Raw genomic sequence first — 20774 nt, 5'->3', positions numbered from 1 at the left:
ATTTTTCAGATGTCTGCTTCGAAAGCCCAACAAAGGTTATGGTATTTCGAGCAAAAATACGCTAAGACGCAACTATATCATGTTCCCTTAGAATTTGAAATGAGCGGAGCGTTTCATGAAAATGCTTTTAAAGAAGCAATTAAAACTCTAGTTAAACGACATGAGCCATTGAGGACATCGTTAAAAGAAATAAATGGAGAAGTAGTACAATTTATCCACGAAGATATTGAAATACATGGAGAATCAAGAGAGTTTAGTCAATTGGAATTTTCGGAAAAAGTATATTCTGATGAATACAATGAAATATTCTTGCCAGTTTTTGATTTCCATACAGCTCCTTTATTTAGGTGGAAAGTTATCCATTTTAAAAATAATGTTCACAGAGTAATATTCGTATTCCATCATATTATTGTAGATGGTTGGTCGCTTGAACTATTTTTAAAGGAGCTGTCACAAGCATATAATGCATATTCAAAAGGAACCTGTTATCAACCAGATGAAATAGAAGTTCAGTATGCAGATTTCGCAGAGTGGCAAGTAGAATGGCTTAATAATGGTGAAAGAGAGAGAGTTAAAGAGTTTTGGGATGGTATGTTCGCAGATGGATATGAGAAAACAGATATTGATTATCCTGCAAATGATAAATCACTTATTAACTTTTCTGGTGGTTATCATGAACTGAAAGTGGACCATAAGACAAAGGAACAGATGAATAATTTTATTCAGAAAAATGGTGCCTCTTTATTTTCAGTATTGTTGACTACATATATCGGAACTTTGTCATATTTTTCAGGGGAAAATGAAATTGTATTAGAAACAGTAGGTTCTGGAAGAGTTAGTAGTGATCTGATGAACATGATGGGGTTCTTCGCAAATGTATTACCGTTAAAGATTAAGGCTGGTAGCAAAAGCTTTAATGATTTAGTGCAAGAGGTACATCAACTATCTCAAAAGTTAAATGAAAATCAATCGCTACCATATGAAGAAATAGTCAATCACTTTGCTAGTTCAGAGTATATTGAAGATTACTCACCTTTTTCTGACTTCATGTTTCTATTTCAAGATACATCTATTTCAGAAAATTTATTTAATGACTCGATCTGTAAACTGCATAAAACATATGGACCGTTGGCAAAGAAGGATATGACCATTATCGTTGATAAAGATAATGATGGATTATCTATTGGATTGGAATACTCATTACAAAAATATGATAGGAAATTTGCAGAGACATTTTTATCTACCTTTTTTATTTTGCTTAATCGCTACCTGAGAAAGCCAGATGCTGAAATAGTAAACATTTCACCTTATTCTCTAAGTGATTTCGATAGCCATTATGAAAAAATTAATCCAGTAAGAGAAACGGATTCTATCTTTAATGCTCATGCTATGTTGGAAGGTGCGATATTAAAACATAGTCAATTAGTCTTTACAAAATATAAAGGCGTTAATTATACATATAGTGACCTTAGTGAGCAAGCAGACTTAATACTAGGTGAACTCATTAGCAAAGGAATCGCTCCAGGTTCGAAGATTGCAATTATTACTGATAGAGAGCCTGCATTTATCTCTTCAGTGTTAGGTTGCTGGAGAAATGATTGTACATACATCCCTCTTGATTTATCATTGCCATCAGAACGTATGCAACAAATTTTAAACGCAGCAAATTGTAGTTGTATAATTTATAACTCGGAGAAAATAGAATTGGATTCGCTCAATTTAAAGCATGAAAAAATTATAGATTTAAATTGTGAATTTGATCATAACGTTCTTGTTAAAAGAAAAATTGCAAAAAATCCGGCTTATGTTCTGTTTACATCGGGTTCTACAGGAGTACCAAAGGGTGTCATTATTTCTCAAAATGCGTTAGGGAATTATTTAGATCATTGCGTAAATAATTATTGTATAAATGATAATCGTCTTGCTGTAGTCCATACGTCATTATCCTTTGATTTAACAATAACAAGCGTTTTTCCACAACTTATAAATGGTGGAAGAGTAGAATTCATTGAAGTAAGGCAAGGTTTAGATGGATTCGTTTCATATATTCAAAACGTAAAAGAACCTCTTTTACTAAAGTGTACACCTGCACACTTAGAAATTTTATTTGAATCAATAGATTCTCAAACTTTAGCAAGTAAAAAAATATGTGTTGTTGCGGGTGGAGAAAATATTAATGATGATCTCATTCGAAAGTTCAAGAGGTTATTGCCTTTATCTAAATTGATTAACGAATATGGGCCAACTGAAGCGACTGTTGGTAGCAATATCTGCGAATTAACATTAGATTCTTCTTATGCAAATAAGACGAGTATAGGGCAATCCATTAAGGGAATGTTTACTTATGTGTTAAACAAATACAATATGGTCCTCCCACCATATACAATAGGAGAGATTATATTAAGTGGTACAGGCCTTGCAGAAGAATATTTAAATGATGGTAAGTTAACAGATTCAAAGTTTATAAAAGAAGGTTTTCTGGGCAAGCGTATATATAAAACCGGGGATTATGGATTCTACGATGATAACGGAAATGTATATTACGTGGGAAGAAAGGATAGCCAAATAAAAATCAGGGGTTATCGTATTCAAAAAGAAGAAATTGAGAAAAATATAGGTACTTTAATTAATCATGCTTTTGTTACAGTTTTAGGTGTTAAAAGTACAAGTGATAGATTAGAGCTATGTGCGTTTTATAAAAATAGTGTAGAGATTAATGTTCAATCTGTTAAACAGCATCTTGAAGATAAATTACCATCGTATATGATTCCAGCTTATTTTATTAGAGTAGATGAGATACCGATTAATCGAAATGGAAAAGTTGAAGAGAAAAAGCTAGAAGAAATTTTTCTTCAAAAAAGAAAAGAACTAAATACAGCGAGTAATATGCAAGTTTTTTATGGTATAGATAAGGAAATCTCAGCTGTATGGAGTGATATTTTAGGACGTGCAGACATCAATCACAAGATGAATTTTTTTGAAGTGGGTGGCAATTCAATACTTGCTGCGCAATTAGTTAATAAAATAAATGAAAAATTCAAAGTAAATTTGACATTAAAAGAGTTGTTTGAAGCACCCGTTTTTGAACAATTCTCTAATATAGTTAAGTCAAGCCATACTAGAGATGAAAGTATTTTAGATGAACAAAGTTTGTTAGAGAACCTTCCTAGTATGGGACAAGAGCGTTTGTGGTTATTGGATCAACTTGAACCCAACAATCCATTCTATAACATTGTTTTTACGATGAAAATTTCCGGGAAATTAAATATAGATAGACTGACAAGTTCTCTAAATACCATTGTGAATAGACATACTGTGTTTGGTTATGCGTTTAAGCAAAGTGACGAAGGTAACGTTATTATAGAAGAAAATACAGTTGAGTTGCACATTGACCAGGAAAGAGTGCAACCAGATTGTGATGTGAATCAATATATAGAAGATGTTTCCAGGGAGTTTGGTAATATTCCTTTTGATCTGAGTCATTCGCCGTTGCTAAGGACGAAGTTATTACAAGTAAACGAAAGAGAGAATTATCTCACTTTCTCAATTCATCATACAGTTTGTGATGGTTGGTCTATGGGAGTCTTATTAGAGGAACTAAAACATTTCTATGAAGAAGATTCTAATACAAGCATACAGGTTGATGAGATAAAGTATCCTTACAAAGTATACTCTAATTTACAAAGAAAAAGGATTGAGAAAAGTTCCATTCAATCCAAGTTAGATTGGTGGAAGAGTAAATTCCCAGAAGAACTCCCGGTTTTAAAAATGCCTACGTCATTTCCGAGACCAAAAGAAATGTCCTTTAAAGGAAAGCACGTTCTTTTTTCTTCTGGAAAGGATATTTTTAAAGCTGTTAAAAGAAAAGCGCAATACTTAAAAACGACAGAATTTAATATTCTATTTGCAGCATATAGTTTAATGCTGCAAAAGTATAGTAGACAGGAAGAATTTGTTATTGGTGTTCCATTTGCAAATAGAGAAAATGTTTATTTTGAAAAGCTTATTGGCTATTTTGTAAATGTGTTGCCTATACCTATTAAGTTTGATGAAAGTATGTCGTTCCATAAATTAATCGAAAACATTCAGAGGGATTTCTTGAACGTTTATGAGAATCAAGATGTACCAATGGAACTATTATTACAGGAATATAACGATAGTAGAGATCTAAGTAGAACACCACTTTTTCAAACTTTATTTACGTTACAAAATGCACCGTTAAGTGAAATGAGAATGGGAGAGTTAGAGCTTGAACCTATTTTTATTGAAAATTATACTTCTAAGTTCGATCTTTCATTAATTGCAGAAGAGAAAAATGAAGAGTTTCAATTTAATTTAGAGTATTGTACAGATTTATTCCATGCAAACTTTATAGAACGTTTTATAGAAAACTTCCAAAACATGTTACGTATCATTTGTATGGAAGATATAAAGCTAGATGATATAGATATTATTAGTGAAAAAGAAAAGCAATTTCTACTACATGACTTTAATAACAATAAACTTGAATTTCCTTTCAATCAGTCTATTAATGAAATCATTGATCAATGGGCAATGCGTGTACCAAATAAAGTTGCATTTTCTGATGATAATGGAACGATTACTTATGCTGAGCTAAAGTATGAAACGGATTTGCTTTCAAGGTCTTTTGTTCAACCAGAGGATACACCAACACCTGTACTAATATATATGGATAGAAGTATTGATTTTGTAAAAACAATACTATCTATTTGGAAAGCTGGAAGATCTTATATTCCACTTGAGGTGAATTATCCAGCTGAAAGAATTAAAGATATTATAAGGCAGTCAGAAACAGATACCATCGCGGTAAACAATCTATCATTAAGCTCGTTACCGTTAATGGAAGAAATTAATAGAATGGTTAATATTAATGAGACGATTCATGTTCCTAACATTGAACCGGTTAGAAAATTAAAAATGAACGATTTAGCTTATATCATTTTTACTTCAGGCTCAACAGGTAAGCCTAAGGGGGCAATGATTGAACAAATAGGTATGCTAAATCATCTATTTGCTAAAATACATGATTTTAAAATTAGTAATCAAGATAGAATTGTTGAAAATGCTTCGCAATGTTTCGATATTTCAGTATGGCAATTTTTCTCTACCGTTTTGGTGGGAGGATACTGTCACATTGTATCAGATGATACTGCCAAGAATTCAAGAGAATTGTTACAGCAAGTATTAGAAAAGAATATCACGATTTTGGAGGTTGTTCCAACTTTACTTCGTTTCATTTTAGATGATCTCGATTCTCTCTCTATCTTGAAAACATGCGATCAGTTAAGAATGTTGGTTGTAACTGGAGAAACACTACCACCTGATCTTGTAAATAGATGGCATCATAATTTTGGGAATATTCCGATTGTTAATGCTTACGGACCAACTGAGTGCTCAGATGATGTGACACATTATTGGTCCGAAGAGAAATTTGAAGATATTGTGAGTCATGTTCCTGTAGGGAAGCCTGTTGCGAATATGAACCTTTACGTACTAGACAATAATATGAAATTACTTCCTAGAGGGGTACCAGGTGAATTATACGTCTCTGGAATTGGAGTTGGTAGAGGGTATATTAATGCTCCGCTAGAAACTAAAAAGGCATTTTTAGATAATCCTTTTAACGGAGAAAAAAATAGATTTTATAAAACTGGTGACCTAGTAAGGATTAATGAGGATGGCGATTTAGAATTCTTAAGTCGTTTAGATTTTCAGGTGAAAGTAAGAGGTTATCGGATCGAATTGAATGAGATTGAAAATGTTTTATTGAATAACGAAAAGATAAATAACTGTTTAGTAGTTGGCTTTGAGGGTGATTCGGGGGAAGCGAATCTAGCTTTATATTACTCGTGCAATAACTTAGTAAGTAATGAAGAAGTTAAAGCATACCTGAGCTCATATTTACCTTCTTATATGATTCCGGTTGTGATGATAGAAGTAGAAGAATTTCCAATAAATAAGAATGGGAAAATTGACAGGAAGTTGCTGCCAAAACCTATTTTAAAAGAGGAGATTCTAGATAAAAACTTTAGTGATACGGAAGAGAAATTAGCGAGCATTTGGAAAGAATTAGTTGGTAGAGATGTAGGAAGAACAAGTGAATTTTTTGGCTTAGGTGGTCATAGTCTTTTAGCTGTGCAAATGTTAAACAAATTAGAGAATACATTCAACAAAAAAATTACACTTAGACAAATATTTGAAAACCCAATACTTAAAGATTTAGCTCAGGTTATTGATAGAAGCGAAAAATTACAGGTTAGTGTACCTGGGCTTCAAAAATTTGAGCACAACAATCACCCGATTCTTTCATATTCACAAGAGAGAATGGCGTTTTATGAGTATGTGAATCAAAATACTACAATGTTTAATATACCGGGTGTATTTAATATTAAGGGTAATTTAATAAAAGAGGATTTAAAAAATGCAATAAATACGATGGTTTCAAAGTTTGATGTTTTACGAACTACTCTATCTTTTGAAAATGGAGACCCGAAAATTCATATAGCAGATGAAATGCATGTGGAGTTAGATTACGTAGAACAAAACGATCCTGTAGAGATATCTAATTTAATTAGCTTGAAAACTAAGTATGTATTTGATTTGGAAAATGGTCCTTTAATGAAATTTACATTAATTAAAAGAGAGAAAGATGATTTTGTACTCATTGCTTTATTCAGTCATTTAATAGCTGATGGGTGGTCAATTAACCTAATCATAAAAGAAGTGATGTGTAATCTTCTAGAAAAAGAACAAAAATTAACATTAGATGAATATAAGATAAATAGCAGTTTACAGTATTATGACTACGCGAAATGGCAAAAGGATATGTATGAGAGTGGGAAATTTCAGCCGCAACTAGATTATTGGGAGCAAAAATTAGGGGATAATCCTGAGAGTACGTTATTAGAGAGTAGCTTTGATCATAACAGAGAAGTTAATACATCTTCTATTTTGTTGAAACAGGACATAAATCCAAGAATCATGACGGATTTATATAAATTGTCCCAGGAGAAAAGAGTTAGTTTATTCAATATTTTGTTAGCTAACTTCTTCCATTTGGTACGCTTATTAACAAAGAACGAAGATTTAACCATAGGTATTCCTATTGCAGGAAGAGAGCGGTCTGAATTTGAGGATATGATTGGATGTTTCATAAATACATTGCCTATAAAAATATCGGTAAATGAAGAGGTATCGTTCCAATCCATTTTAACCATGGTTGAAGAAAGTGTTACGGAAGCGATTGAAAATAGCTCGATTCCGTTTGAGAAAATAGTAGAAAGAATTTTACCGGATAGAACTTTTGGGGAATCACCATTATTCAGCCTTTTCTTTAATATGCTTGCATTCCCAGATTTAAAGAAGAGCGAAGTGCTTTCAAAAGGAAACTTGGCCATTGAGGAGTCAGAATTTGTGCCTGAAATTGATTCGAAATTCGATGTCACTTTTTATGTTCAAGAAAAGAAAAATCAGCTTACAATCTTTTCGGTATTTGATGGAAATAAATTCACAGAAAACAGGGCGAAACTAATATCTCAACAGTACTTTAATCTGCTAGTAAATAATATTGAGAATACTTTAAATGCAAGTCTATCTTCTCAAGAACAAGTTTTAAATTATACAGATATGCTAGATAAAAAGTTTGAAGTACCGCTATTTGAAAAATTTAATAGAGTAGCTCGTGAATACCCTAATCAAATTGCTATTAAGAGTCATGGACAATCTTATTCGTATCAATATTGCTATGACTTGAAAGAAAAGATTACATCCTATTTAAAGATGAAGTTGAAACCGAATGAAAGAGTTGCAATTTATTCGAATAGAAATAAATATTTACCGATTATTTGCCTTGCTGCTATGGAATCTAGGAATCCTTTCATCATCTTGGATAGTGAACATCCACAAGAACTATTAACAAAGAAAATAAGTATAGCTAACCCAAAACTCTTAATTAATTGTTGTGACCATCAAATTGAAAGTAGCGAGGTTAATATACAGCATATTGATGAAATTATTAATAATAGCTACAGCAGAGACAAAGAAAGTTTAGATTATGAAATTTGCTTTGACACGGCTTGTTATATTAACTTTACTTCGGGTACAACAGGAGATCCTAAAGCAATTCAAGGGAATCATGGAGCGTTAACTCACTTTGTTAATTGGTATATAGAGGAATTTGATTTTGGTTTAGGTACTTCATTTTCTATGCTATCAGGGCTCTCACATGACCCTATTTATAGAGATATGTTTACTCCGTTATGTAGTGGTGGAGTATTGTGTGTGCCGGATGGAATGAATCTTTTAGATGCAGATAACATTATTCAGTGGTTAATGAAAGAGAAAATCAATGTTGTCCATACAACACCAAGCTATTGCAAACTAATCTTTTCCGACAAACAAACCTATAGAGACTTAGATTTTATCTTTACCGGTGGAGAAAGTTTAAATAGAAGTGTGTACGAGAAAATAAAACAGAATAATTCAACAACTAGAATTTTCAGTTTTTACGGATGTACAGAAACGCCGCAAGGAATAATGCTAAAAGAATTAGCTCATAATACGCTAAACTTTAGAGGTTTAGGAAAGGCTATTCCAGGGGTACTTCCAATTATTGTAAATGATAAGTCGATGAGAATATGCAGCTCGGGAGAAATAGGTGAAATATGCATTATAAGTAATTACATTACAGACGGATATTTAAATTATGATTCAGTCGATAACTATCAAGTATTTACATTTGATGATACACACAGTATCCCTCTCTTTAGGACAGGAGATATGGGCTGGATGAATGAAGAAAATGAAATTATTTATATTGGCAGATCAGATCGTCAAGTTAAGATTAGGGGAAATAGAGTAGAGCTTGGAGAGATAGAGAGTTTAATCGCTGAATCAGAGTTTGTAGCTCGGTGCGTATGTATCGCAGATTGCGAAGATGACAAAAGTATATATGCTTTTGTTGTCAGCTCCGAAGATGAAAGCATGGTTAAATCTAATATCCAAACAAGATTAGCTAAAAGCTGTCCGTTATATATGTTACCGAATCAAATAATAATGATTGATGAGATACCTCTAACTTCAAATAAAAAAATTGATCAAAAAAAATTAATGAATTTGGTCACACAAACAAGAAATGAATTGGAATTGGAAGTGGAAGAAGATCTAAATGAAATTGATTTCGTTTTAGTAGATATTTGGGAAGAACTATTAGGAAGAAAACCTAAATTAAATAGTGATTTCTTTGAATTAGGGGGCAATTCTCTAAAAGCAGTTCAATTAGTCAGTCGAATAGAAGAACAATTTGGATTGAAAGTGTCTATAGAAAACTTATTTGTTAACAGAAGATTAAAACAAATGTCTAGATTAATAGAAAGCGACTTAATTACATTTATAGAATCTCTTTCCGAAGAAGAAGCAATACTTTACTTAGAGAAAATTAATGGGTAGGTGCGAAATAATGACTAACAGTAGCCTTTCAAATAACAAACTTAAGCTTTTAAATGCTCTCAAAGGAGGAAACAAGCGTGTAAGTATAAATTCATTACCGGAAAGACCTTCACATTTTGAGCATATCCCATTGTCCAGCGAGCAAAAAAGAATGTGGATATTTTGGGAGGATGATCCTCAGAGCACAGTTTTTCATTTAATGGATTTCTTCAAAATTTCTGGGGATATAAATCTTGAAAAATTAGAAGAGGCTGTAAGTGCTACAGCTTCTTCCTTTGAAGCTTTTAAAATGAACTTTGTAAAAAATAATGATAATCCAGAAATCAGGCTTTCTACCGAAGGGAAAGTTACCTTTAGTGTTATTAAGCCTTCAACAAATATAAATAGTCTAGTTCTTTGTAAAAATCTATGTGAAGAACCATTTGATTTAGAGGCTGGGCCTTTAGCTAGAGTGATTCTAGTAAACGATGGTAGTAAAGGCTTTACGATGGGAATATCTTTTCATCACATTATCTCCGATGGTTGGTCCATTAATATCTTTTTAGAAGAAATCATGAAATATTATTACGGTTTAAACACTGGGGCTAAACCAAATCGAAATTTTGTTGACTATTTGTTTTATAAGCAGAATGAGAGTTATAAAGAAGCACTGAACAAAGATATGGAATACTGGGAGAGTAAATTGGTAGAACCTATTAATCCAATTAGGTTTCCGGGTCTATTACACAATACGGGGACATTATCGTTTAAATCAAGGTTAAATTCATTGAAGTTATCTCCAGAGGCAAATGTGAAAATTAATAATTTTTGCAAAGAACATGCTATTACGCCTTATCAATATTTCTTAGCGGCTTTTTATATTATGTACCATAAATTTACGGGTTCAGAAAAAATATGTGTAGGAACACCTACTGCGGGGAGATTATTTCCGGAATTAGAAAGAGAGGTAGGATATTTTACAAATACACTCCCTATTGTGATAGAAGGAAACAAAGATATTGAGGTTAAGGATTTACTTCATTCTGTAAAAGATACATGTTTAACAGTCTTTAGACATCAGAATGCAGGATTAAATGAAATCATTGCAAATAGGAAAGCATTTTTTAATGATAGGAACTATGAACTGTTTAATGGATTGTTTTCATTTAACAATTTTCCAGAAGTAAAAACCAAAAATCTTGAGTTTGATATTACACCTTTAAAAAATAAAGCAGAAGAATCACAAGTTGATTTTACATTATCAATTTCAGAGAAATCTACAGAATACTATATTGATTTTCATTATAGACAGGATTTCCTTGAAGAAGAGAGTGCTCATTATATTCTTAATACATTTGAAAAAGTTTTGATGGAAATGATGGAATCTTTAGATACATCTATTGGTGAAGTAAAGATTTTTAATACGTCACAGCTTGAAGAAGTAGTAAATAAAATTCATATTCATCCACATAGTGAGCGTCCGTTAATTCCTGTACAGCGTTTATTTGAGAGGCAAGCAGAAAAAACACCTTTAGCTACAGCTGTTGTTCATAATAATCAGTCGATTACTTATGAGGAGCTTAACGAAAAAGCTAGTGGTATTTCAGCTCTCTTGTTAGAGAGGAAGTTTCAGAAGGAAGAAGTTTGCGCCGTTTACATGGATCGCGGAGTGAATTTTATCGCTTCTATATATGGAATATTAAAAGCGAGAGGGAAGTTCGTATTAATTGATCCAAAGTACCCAATTGAACGTGTAAGAATGATGTTGGAAATTAGTGGCGCGAAGACAATCTTAACTTCAGATTGTTATGAAAACCTCTGTTTAAATACATTTGATGAAAAGCAGGTTTTAAACTTAGATACGGTAAATTTCCTGGATTATAGATATGATCAATATCTTGTATCAAACTATCAATTAGAAGAAAACATGGGTGCTTATATTATTTTTACGTCAGGTACAACAGGGGCTCCAAAAGGTATTCACGGGACGCATTTAGGTTTATTAAATCATAATTATGATACTGTTGAAGAGTTTAATTTAACTTCTAGCGATACATCCATTCATTTTTCTGCTTTAGGGTTTGATGCTACCCTAGAGGAAATTATGCCAGTTTTAACGATTGGCGGTACGGTTATAGTTAGAAATGAAGAGGCAATGGAATCATTTGTCGATTTCAATTCATTTATTGAGGATCATAAAATATCAGTAATTGGAATACCAGCTGCCTATTGGGAGAAATGGGTTATCTTTTTAACAAGCGAAAACATAGATTTGCCAAATTGTATTCGAATTATTACTTTGTCTGGTCAAAGAATCTCACCAAAAGTTTTAGGGTTATGGAACAAATTAACAAGTGGGGAAAGTCCAGAATTAATTAATACGTATGGACCATCAGAAGTTTCTATTACTACAACGACTTCAACCTATAAGGGTGAGAAGAATTCAATAATTGATAGAGAGTTTTCAATGGGGCATGCTTGGCGGAACTATAAATTGAGAGTTCTAGATGACAAATTAGAGGATGTAGGCCCTTTATCTATTGGTGAGTTATACATTGGTGGTATAGGAGTAACTTTTGGCTATTACAATAATGTCGACCTTACAGAAAAGAGCTTCATCTATTTAACTGACGAGACAGGAAAAAAAGAGAAATATTTTAAGACTGGTGACCATGTTTCTATGTTGCCAGATGGCAACTTAGTTTTCATTGGAAGAAAAGATTCGCAAGTTAAAATTCGAGGGAATCGTGTTGAAATAGGAGAAATTAAGAACGTCCTAGACAGGCATGATGATGTAATCGAATCTGTTGTTACAGTTGAAAAAGATGCATTCGATGAAAACTTTATTATTGCATATGTAAAGGGGGATTTTCCGCAGAACAATCTTTCGCATTTAAAGTTTCATTTAGAGAGTTATTTGCCTTCATTTATGGTACCTAAATTTTTTGTAGCAATTGAAGAAGTGCCATTGACAGTTAATGGGAAAGTGGATTATCAAAAATTATCTACTATAGATCGCGAGAATGAGCCAATAACAATTTCGGAAAAACCAGGAACCATTCTTGAAAAAGAGTTATTAACTATTTTTCAAGATATCTTAAATAACAATGCTATTGGAATCGACTCTAACTTCTTTGAGTATGGTGGAGACTCTTTAAAGAGCATTAATTTGATTTCAAAAATCAACACTAAGTATGGAATTAAATTGAAAATTTCAGAAGTATTTACATCACCGAGCGTTAGAACACTAGCATTAAAGTTAGAGGCTGCAGATGTAGTGCATAATTTTAATAAGAATAACACAATTATTCCTTATGATCTAAAAGAGGTACGTATGACTCCTATTCAGAAGCAGATTTATGTTGTGCAATCTAAAGATAAACAAAATACTTCATACAATATGCCAATGAGTCAAATTCTGTATAAGAAATTAGATAAAGTGAAAATGGAAGAAAGTGTGAATGAGTTAGTACAAGCTAATGAAATCTTGAGAACAATTTTTACTGAGGAAAATGGTGAGTTTGTACAAAAGGTGAAAGAGAATATTCAAATAACGATCGAAGAATATAATTGTGAATCAACTAAAGTTAATGAAATGTTGAAAAACCTCATCCAGCCATTTAACTTGGAAAACGGTCCATTATTTCGATGTGCACTTATAAATCTAGAAAATGGGAGACAGGCAATTTTCTTTGATTTTCACCATATTATTTGTGATGGAACGTCACTCGTAACGTTCTTTAAAAACTTATTTGAGAGATATAACGGAGGAGTAATTGATGTTCCGAATGTTCAATATAAAGATTACGCTCATTGGCTTAATCAAGAGTTAGAGAAAGGTTCATTTCGTAATCAGGAACTATTTTGGAAGGAATATGTTTCTAAAGAGTACTTTGAACTTGATTTACCTATAGAGCGAAATCCATCTATTACTAAACAATCGATTGGTAAAACATTAGAGTTTTCCATTGATAAAAAAGCCGTGAACAGAATTAAAAATTTCTTAAACTTACCTGCAATAACAGACCATTTTATTTTGTTCGCAACTTTCTCAGCTGTAATAAACCGTCTTTCTAATTCAGAAAAATTCTTCATTGGAAGCCTTATTTCTGGAAGGGATGACGATCAAATTGAAAATATGATTGGTTTGTTTATGAATTATCTACCAATTAAACTAGATTTTAATGAGAAATTAAGTTTTAAAGATTTAATTATAAACACGACCAACGATTTACTAATGTGTTATGAAAATCATAATGTACCGTTTTCACATATTGTTGAACAAAGTGAATGGAGTGGGGAATTTAACCGAAATCCATTATTTGATACTATGTTTATTTTTCATAATGAAGTGCCCCCAGCACAAATGTCATCTGAGTTATTTCAGGGAGAAGAATTAAGTATTGAACATGGTAATAATAAACTGGATTTAAAAGTAGATGTTTTTCCTAGAGAGGAACAGTTTAAGTTTTTAGTGGAATATGATTCGGCTTTATTTTCTGAACATACACTACAAGTATTTGTAGATTTGTATCATAATTTTTTGAATGTAGAAGAGGCTGAATTAGACGTAGCACTTGCTAGAGTTGCGCCACTTTCAACAGAAAACAGTTTACTACTTAGCTCAAAAAGAAAAGCAAACATGGTTGAAGTACCAGTGTATATATCAAGTTCATTTACTTTCGATAATGTTGCAGATTCAATCTCTTTTTGGAGCAAAAACTTTGCTGTGAATCCGAATATTACTTTTGGACCATATAATCAAGTGTTTCAAGAGTTATATGACTCAGAAAGCTCGATGAATCAAAATGATGGTGTCACATTTGTATGTCAAAGAGCTGAGGACTGGATTCGAGATTTGGATGATGAGAAAGAACAATTAGAGATCATTAAGTCCTTAGGACAAAAATATATTGAGGCTATTAAGTCAGCTAAACCTAAAGGGAAGCTAAACGTAGTGTTATTACCTATTTCTAATTATGAATTATCGGAAGATTTAATAAATGAAATTAATCATATATATGGAACAATTTGTGATCAACTAAAGAAGTTACCTTCAGTAAGAATATTAGATTTAACTAAAATTGAAAATGAATACGAAATTTTAGACATGTTTGATGAAACAACGGATGATATTGCCCATATACCGTATACAGACACAGCATTTACATCCATTGGTATGTGTTTAGCGCGTGAAATTGTATCATTCTATCAAAAAAAGTTTAAAGTCATCGCAGTAGATTGTGATAATACACTATGGAACGGTGTATGCGGAGAGGATGGCCCAACTGGAGTTAAAATTGAAGATTCTCATCGACATCTTCAACAATTCTTATTGGATTTGAAAAATAAAGGTTTTCTTCTTGTATTATGTACAAAAAATAATGAGAAGGACGTTTTAGATACTTTTAAACAAAATCGTGAGATGGTGTTAAAGCAAGAAGATTTTGTTGCTTGGAGAATAAATTGGTCACGTAAATCAGATAATTTATTATCTATGGCTAAAGAGTTGAATTTAGGTATCGATAGTTTTATTTTTCTAGATGATTCTCATATGGAGTGTCTTGAAGTTATGAATAATCTGCCATCTGTTCATACAATTCAAGTGCCTGAACCGCATTCCTTGATTATACCTTTACTCAAAAATAGTTGGGCATTTGATATACAATTGTCAGTTAGTAACGAGGGTAACAGAAGCGAATTATACAGAGCAGAAAAAGAACGGAAAAAAGTTTATGAAAGTAAAGAAAGTACAGAAGATTTCTTGAAGTTGCTTAACCTAGAAATGTCATTCCATAAGATGAAACCTGAAGAGTTAGCTCGTGTATCTCAGTTAACATATAGAACAAACCAATTTAATCTAACTACAATGAGGCGATCAGAAGCAGAAATTTTAAAGTTAAATCATGAGAACATAAGAGTGATAAAACTAAGAGACAAATTTGGTGACTATGGTCTTGTAGGCGTTGTATTTTTTGAAGTGAAGGAAGATGAACTGTTCATTGATACATTTTTATTAAGCTGCCGAGCGCTAGGTAGAAATGTTGAATTTGCAGCAATGGAGTGCCTTAAGAAGTTGGCAAAAGAACTTAAATTGAAAAGGGTATCTGGGAAATTTATTCCGACAGAGAAAAATAAACCAATTCAAAGCTTTTTAAACCAATTAACAGATTTACAACAAGATGGCTCGTTTTTACTAGATGCTGAAGAAAACCTTTCATCAAATTTTATAAATGTATTTTATGAACAGGACTTTCCAGAGGAAGTTAAAAATGAAAATAAAACAAATCAGTTTATGTATAATCATATCGGTATTTCAGTATGGAACATTGAATCTAAAATTATGGAATTTGAAAGTATAGGCTATAAATGCATAAAAAAAGTTTATGATCCAATACAAAAAGCAGAATTAGCTCTTTTAGAACATAAGAGTGCACCAACAATCGAATTAATTAGTTCAACTGGTCCAGATAGTAGAGTGAACAGCTTCCTTGAAAGTAGAGGAGAGAGTCCTTACCATATCTGTTTTGAAATAAATAATTTAAATGAAATTCCAACTATATTGAAAGAAAATAACTTAACTCAAATCGAAGAAGTAACGAAGCCAGAGCCTGCTATATTGTTTGATAATGCAAGAGTACAATTCTATTCTGTACCAGGCTTTGGGTTAATTGAATTCTTAGAAGTAGGATCTGTGCAACAGAACGTGAGTAAGGAAAAAGCAATGCTTTTATTATCAACCGCTGATCCAAATGTATTGAGCCAATTTCTTTTAGCTCTAGGAGGAAAAGAACAACGTAATGCAACAGGAGCTTTTAAAAGTTTGATAATAAAGAAGTATAGTTTCGAAATCATTTCAAAGAAAAATGTAAAAGGAAATAACTTTGGAAATATTCATGTTATAAGTCCGAGCTTTCATTTAGGTAATTTCGAAACAAATACAGTAAGTAAAGAAATGATTGGTTTACACGCATCATCGAGCCAATATAAATTCTATAACAATTGGGATTACTTAGGTTATGAGTTTGAAAAAGATGTTGATTTACTGAGGTTATCAGATTGGGAGATAAACATCCCTAAATTTGAAAGCTTGTTACATCGAAAATATTATTTACCACTGATCTATTCAAATAATAGATTACAACACGAATTTTTTAGTCAAAGTATTCTTAATAAAAAGAGTAGGAGTAACACTCAACTTAGAAAACCTGAAAATTCTATTCAGGAAAAGTTACTTGAAATTTGGAAGGAAGAGCTTTTAGTAAATGAGATGAGTATTGATGATTCTTTCTTTGATCTTGGAGGGCATAGTCTAAAGGCGGTAAGTTTATTAAAAGGAATAAACGATAAGATGAATTCATCCTTACTTCTAAGCGATATTTTTAGATTGAAAACGATTGAAATGATTTCAAAAGAAATAGAGTCTAAAGAGCTTGAAGTAATCTCAAGCGAACCGATCCAAGAGAATATTTGGTATCAAACTTCAACAAGTCAAAAAAGAATGTACCTATTACACTCTATGGAACCGGAGTCTCTAGCATATAATCTTCCCGTTATAATAAAATTTGAAGGGGACTTCAATCGCGAAAAGTTTGAAAAGTCTTTATCTTTCATTGCTAATAACAATAGTGTTTTTAGAACAATATTTAAATCAGATAACCATAGTGTTCAGCAAAAAGTAATTGAACATGTTTCAGTGCCAATTCAAATATTAGAGAAAAGAAAGGACATAAATAGTTCTTTCAAAGAATTTATAAAACCTTTCAATCTTGAAGAAGGTCCTTTAATCAGAGTAGGTCATCTAAAGGATTCAGATGTAAATTACGTGATTTTTGATTTTCATCATATTGTCATGGATGGCTTATCTATTGTTAGCTTTCTAGAAGATTTATATCAACATTACTATAGTGGAGATTATGAAAAACAAAAATATGAATATATTCACTATGCATTATTAGAGAATCAGTATCTTACAGAGGGAAAATTTGAAGATGCTAAAAGTTTCTGGAATAGCAAATTCCAAAATGGTGTTGTGAAGTTAGACCTACCTTATGATTATAAGAGACCACAAGAGAGCTCTTATAAAGGAAGTTCCATCAAGGATAATTTCTTGTATAAACGTGAGGACGTAAGGGAATTATGCCGTAAACTAGAGATTACTCCTTATACTTTTTTCTTAACAGGATTTTATATTCTATTAAATAAGTACTCGAATAGTAAAGAAGTTATTGTTGGAAGTCCTTTCTCAAATCGATTAAGAGCAGAATTTAGTGATTTGTATGGGGTGTTTATTAACACGCTGCCACTAAATTACTCTCTGGATGCAAGGAAAAATGTAAAGGACACATTAAAGGAAGTGTTTTCGGAGATAGAAAAAGTTCTCGAGCATCAACACTTTCCATATGAATTAATTTTGGAAGAATTAAATGTAGATAGAGCCTTAAACCGTAATCCGCTTTTTGATATTCTCTTTAGTTTTAATGATTTCGACAATCAAGGATTAGATGATAAAGTTAAAGGCTATTCTATTATGGATAACGGGGATAATACTACTTTGATGGATTTAGAATTAGTAGTTATGCCAAATGATGAATTTTATCAACTAAAATTCATCTATTCAACAGATTTATTCAAAGAAAATACAATCACGAGAATGATTGATCATTACAAAACAATTTTAAATTTTATGATGAACAACTGCCAAGAAAGTTTATCAAACTTGTCAATAACTAGTGCTATAGAAGAAAGACAGCTGGAACAATTTACAGATCATCATTTACAGTTACCAGAATATACTGTTCCGGAAATCGTTATGCAACAAGCGGAGAAAAATCCGCTTAAACCAGCTATTGTTTTTGAAGATGAAACTTGGAGTTACGAGAAGCTATATCACATGTCTAATAGAATCGCGATTTCCTTAAGGGAAGCTAATATGCCAAAAGAATCAATTGTTGCAATTATGATGGACCGTTCGCCTTGGATGGTAGCCTCCATATTAGGAGCTTGGAGTGCCGGACTGGCATATCTTCCAATCGAGCTGGATATACCATCTGACCGAATGAATGATATTTTAAAACAAGCGAATTGCAGGACTATTCTGACGGTTAGTAATGACGATACCCTACTTGAAGTGAAAGACATAAATGCCAATGTTATAAAAGTAGATGAAATTCCTGTTAAAGACTTGGAGAAAGAGCGCTTTAATATGGATATTGATTCAAGGCAATTAGCTTACGTTATATTCACCTCTGGCTCAACTGGAAAACCAAAAGGAGCAATGGTTGAGCACTTAGGAATGTTAAACCACATCATGGCAAAAATTGAACTATTGTCATGTAACGAAGATTCTGTAGTGGTACAAAATGCTTCACATTGTTTTGACATATCTGTATTTCAATTTTTTATGGCACTCTGCACCGGAGGAACAACGAGAATAATTAAGAAGTCAGAACAGCAAAACTTAAAATATTTTATAAATGTTTTAAATAACGAGAAAGTCACTCATTTGGAAGTTGTACCTTCATATCTTAATATTCTTGCGGATTATTTAAACGAATTTGATTTGAAGTTAAATGATCTAAGATTCTTATTGGTAACGGGGGAGCCAGTAAAGACAGCGACACTAACAAAATGGTTTGAGCATCATACCATACCAGTAGTCAATGCCTATGGTCCGACCGAAGCATCTGATGATATTGCTCATCACATTATGTATGAAGCACCTAAGGAAGATCCGGTTCCAATTGGTAAGCCAATTGTAAATAGTAGTCTGTATATTCTAGATGAAGAATTACAAAAAAGACCTGTAGGACTAAAAGGTGAGATATATGTTGCAGGAATTTGTGTAGGAAAAGGATATATAAATGATCAAGCTAAAACAGAGGTAAGCTTTATTCAAAATCCGTATTCTAAGAGTTCACATGATCGAGTACTATACAAAACTGGCGACATTGGAAGATGGCGGGAAGATGGCACAATTGAATTTTTCGGTAGGAAGGATTATCAAATAAAAATTCGAGGGTATCGTATTGAACTAGGGGAAATAGAGCACACCTTATCGGAACATCCATTAGTCAGTGATGCGGTTGTAAAAGTGCAAAGTATTAATAATGAACAGTTACTAGTAGGGTATGTTCAGTCTAAGCATGCTGATACATTGGAGCTGAAAAGAGATATTCAACGCTGTTTAAACGAGAAGCTTCCTTATTATATGGTTCCAGACTTTTTGGAAGTACTGCAAAAATTACCTTTAAATTCAAATGGTAAAGTGGATAGACACTCGTTACAAGAGGTCACAATAAATAGTTCCAAAGAAGAGTTAGTTACTGAAAATGAAAAGAAAGTAGCTCAACTAGTAAGGAAGATTTTAAAACTGGAAGATATGATGATTTATAGAAGTGACAATGTATTCTCGTTAGGGGCTAATTCATTAACAATTATTTCTTTAATAGCCAACTTAGAGCGTGAAACAGGCAGATTGTTAACCTTTAGAGAAATCGTATTAGAACCTACAATCATGGGAATTGCAAAGAGTTTGAAAACGGATAATAGTGATGTTGTACCAGTAACTACATTTAATATAACTGATGAATACAATCTATTTTCTTTTCCACCGATTGCAGGTTGGGGTCTAATTTATAATGATATCCCAAAATATATGAAGTCAGGTAATCTTCATTTATTTGATTTTATTGAAGATCAAGACAGAATAGAAAAATATGCAGAATATATTTATAACATGAGTAATCAAAAAGAATGGATTCTTATGGGGTACTCTGCTGGTGGAAATCTCGCTTTAGAAGTAGCGGCCTACTTAGAGAGGGTATATTCATCAAATGGAAAAGTTATTATGTTCGACTCAAGGACACAAATTCAACATCAGACAAGTGAAGATGAAATTATAAAAGAAGTAAATGAGGACATAAATAATGGGCTAAATCAAGTCTCAGAGCTAGCAAATTGGATAAATGATAATCCAAATATGATTGATGTTGCATATAATAAAAGGCTTGCATTTGCAAATTATTTTTACAATGAGCAAAACATGAGAAGCATTTATTCGGAAGTGTACTGGGTTTCTCAAGATAGTTATGATGAATCTGCTGAAAAAGAAAAGGTAATAGCTCAGTGGAAAGATATTTTAGGGAAAGATACTCTAAATATCAATCAGGGATTCGGTAGTCATTCTGATATGTTCTTTGAACCTTACATGAAAGACAATATCAACCTATTATTAAATATTATTAAAAGTAGTAAAAAAAGTTTATTAGTCTAATATACTTTGATTCTACGAATTTTACTTCATAAAGAGGGGATATGGATACATT

At 32.3% G+C, this 20774-nt stretch carries 2 protein-coding genes; both read left to right on the top strand.

Translation table 11 applies throughout. From position 1 onward, the window contains the following. The first annotated feature begins 9 nt into the window (after positions 1–9). Positions 10–9468 (top strand): non-ribosomal peptide synthetase, encoded by a 9459-nt coding sequence (locus tag BLV40_RS20800; protein ID WP_211482131.1) that lies wholly within the window; start codon positions 10–12, stop codon positions 9466–9468. Then, on the top strand, positions 9461–20722 hold the full coding sequence (locus BLV40_RS20795; protein WP_090693484.1) for a non-ribosomal peptide synthetase: 11262 nt from the start codon (positions 9461–9463) through the stop codon (positions 20720–20722). The genes BLV40_RS20800 and BLV40_RS20795 overlap by 8 nt, the downstream gene beginning before the upstream one ends. Positions 20723–20774 lie beyond the last annotated feature (52 nt).

The organism is Bacillus sp. 166amftsu, from assembly GCF_900107445.1.
Classification (GTDB): Bacteria; Bacillota; Bacilli; order Bacillales; family Bacillaceae_G; genus Bacillus_A; species Bacillus_A arachidis.
Note: the sequence above shows the minus strand (reverse complement) of the source record. Positions and strands in the feature narration are given on the sequence as shown.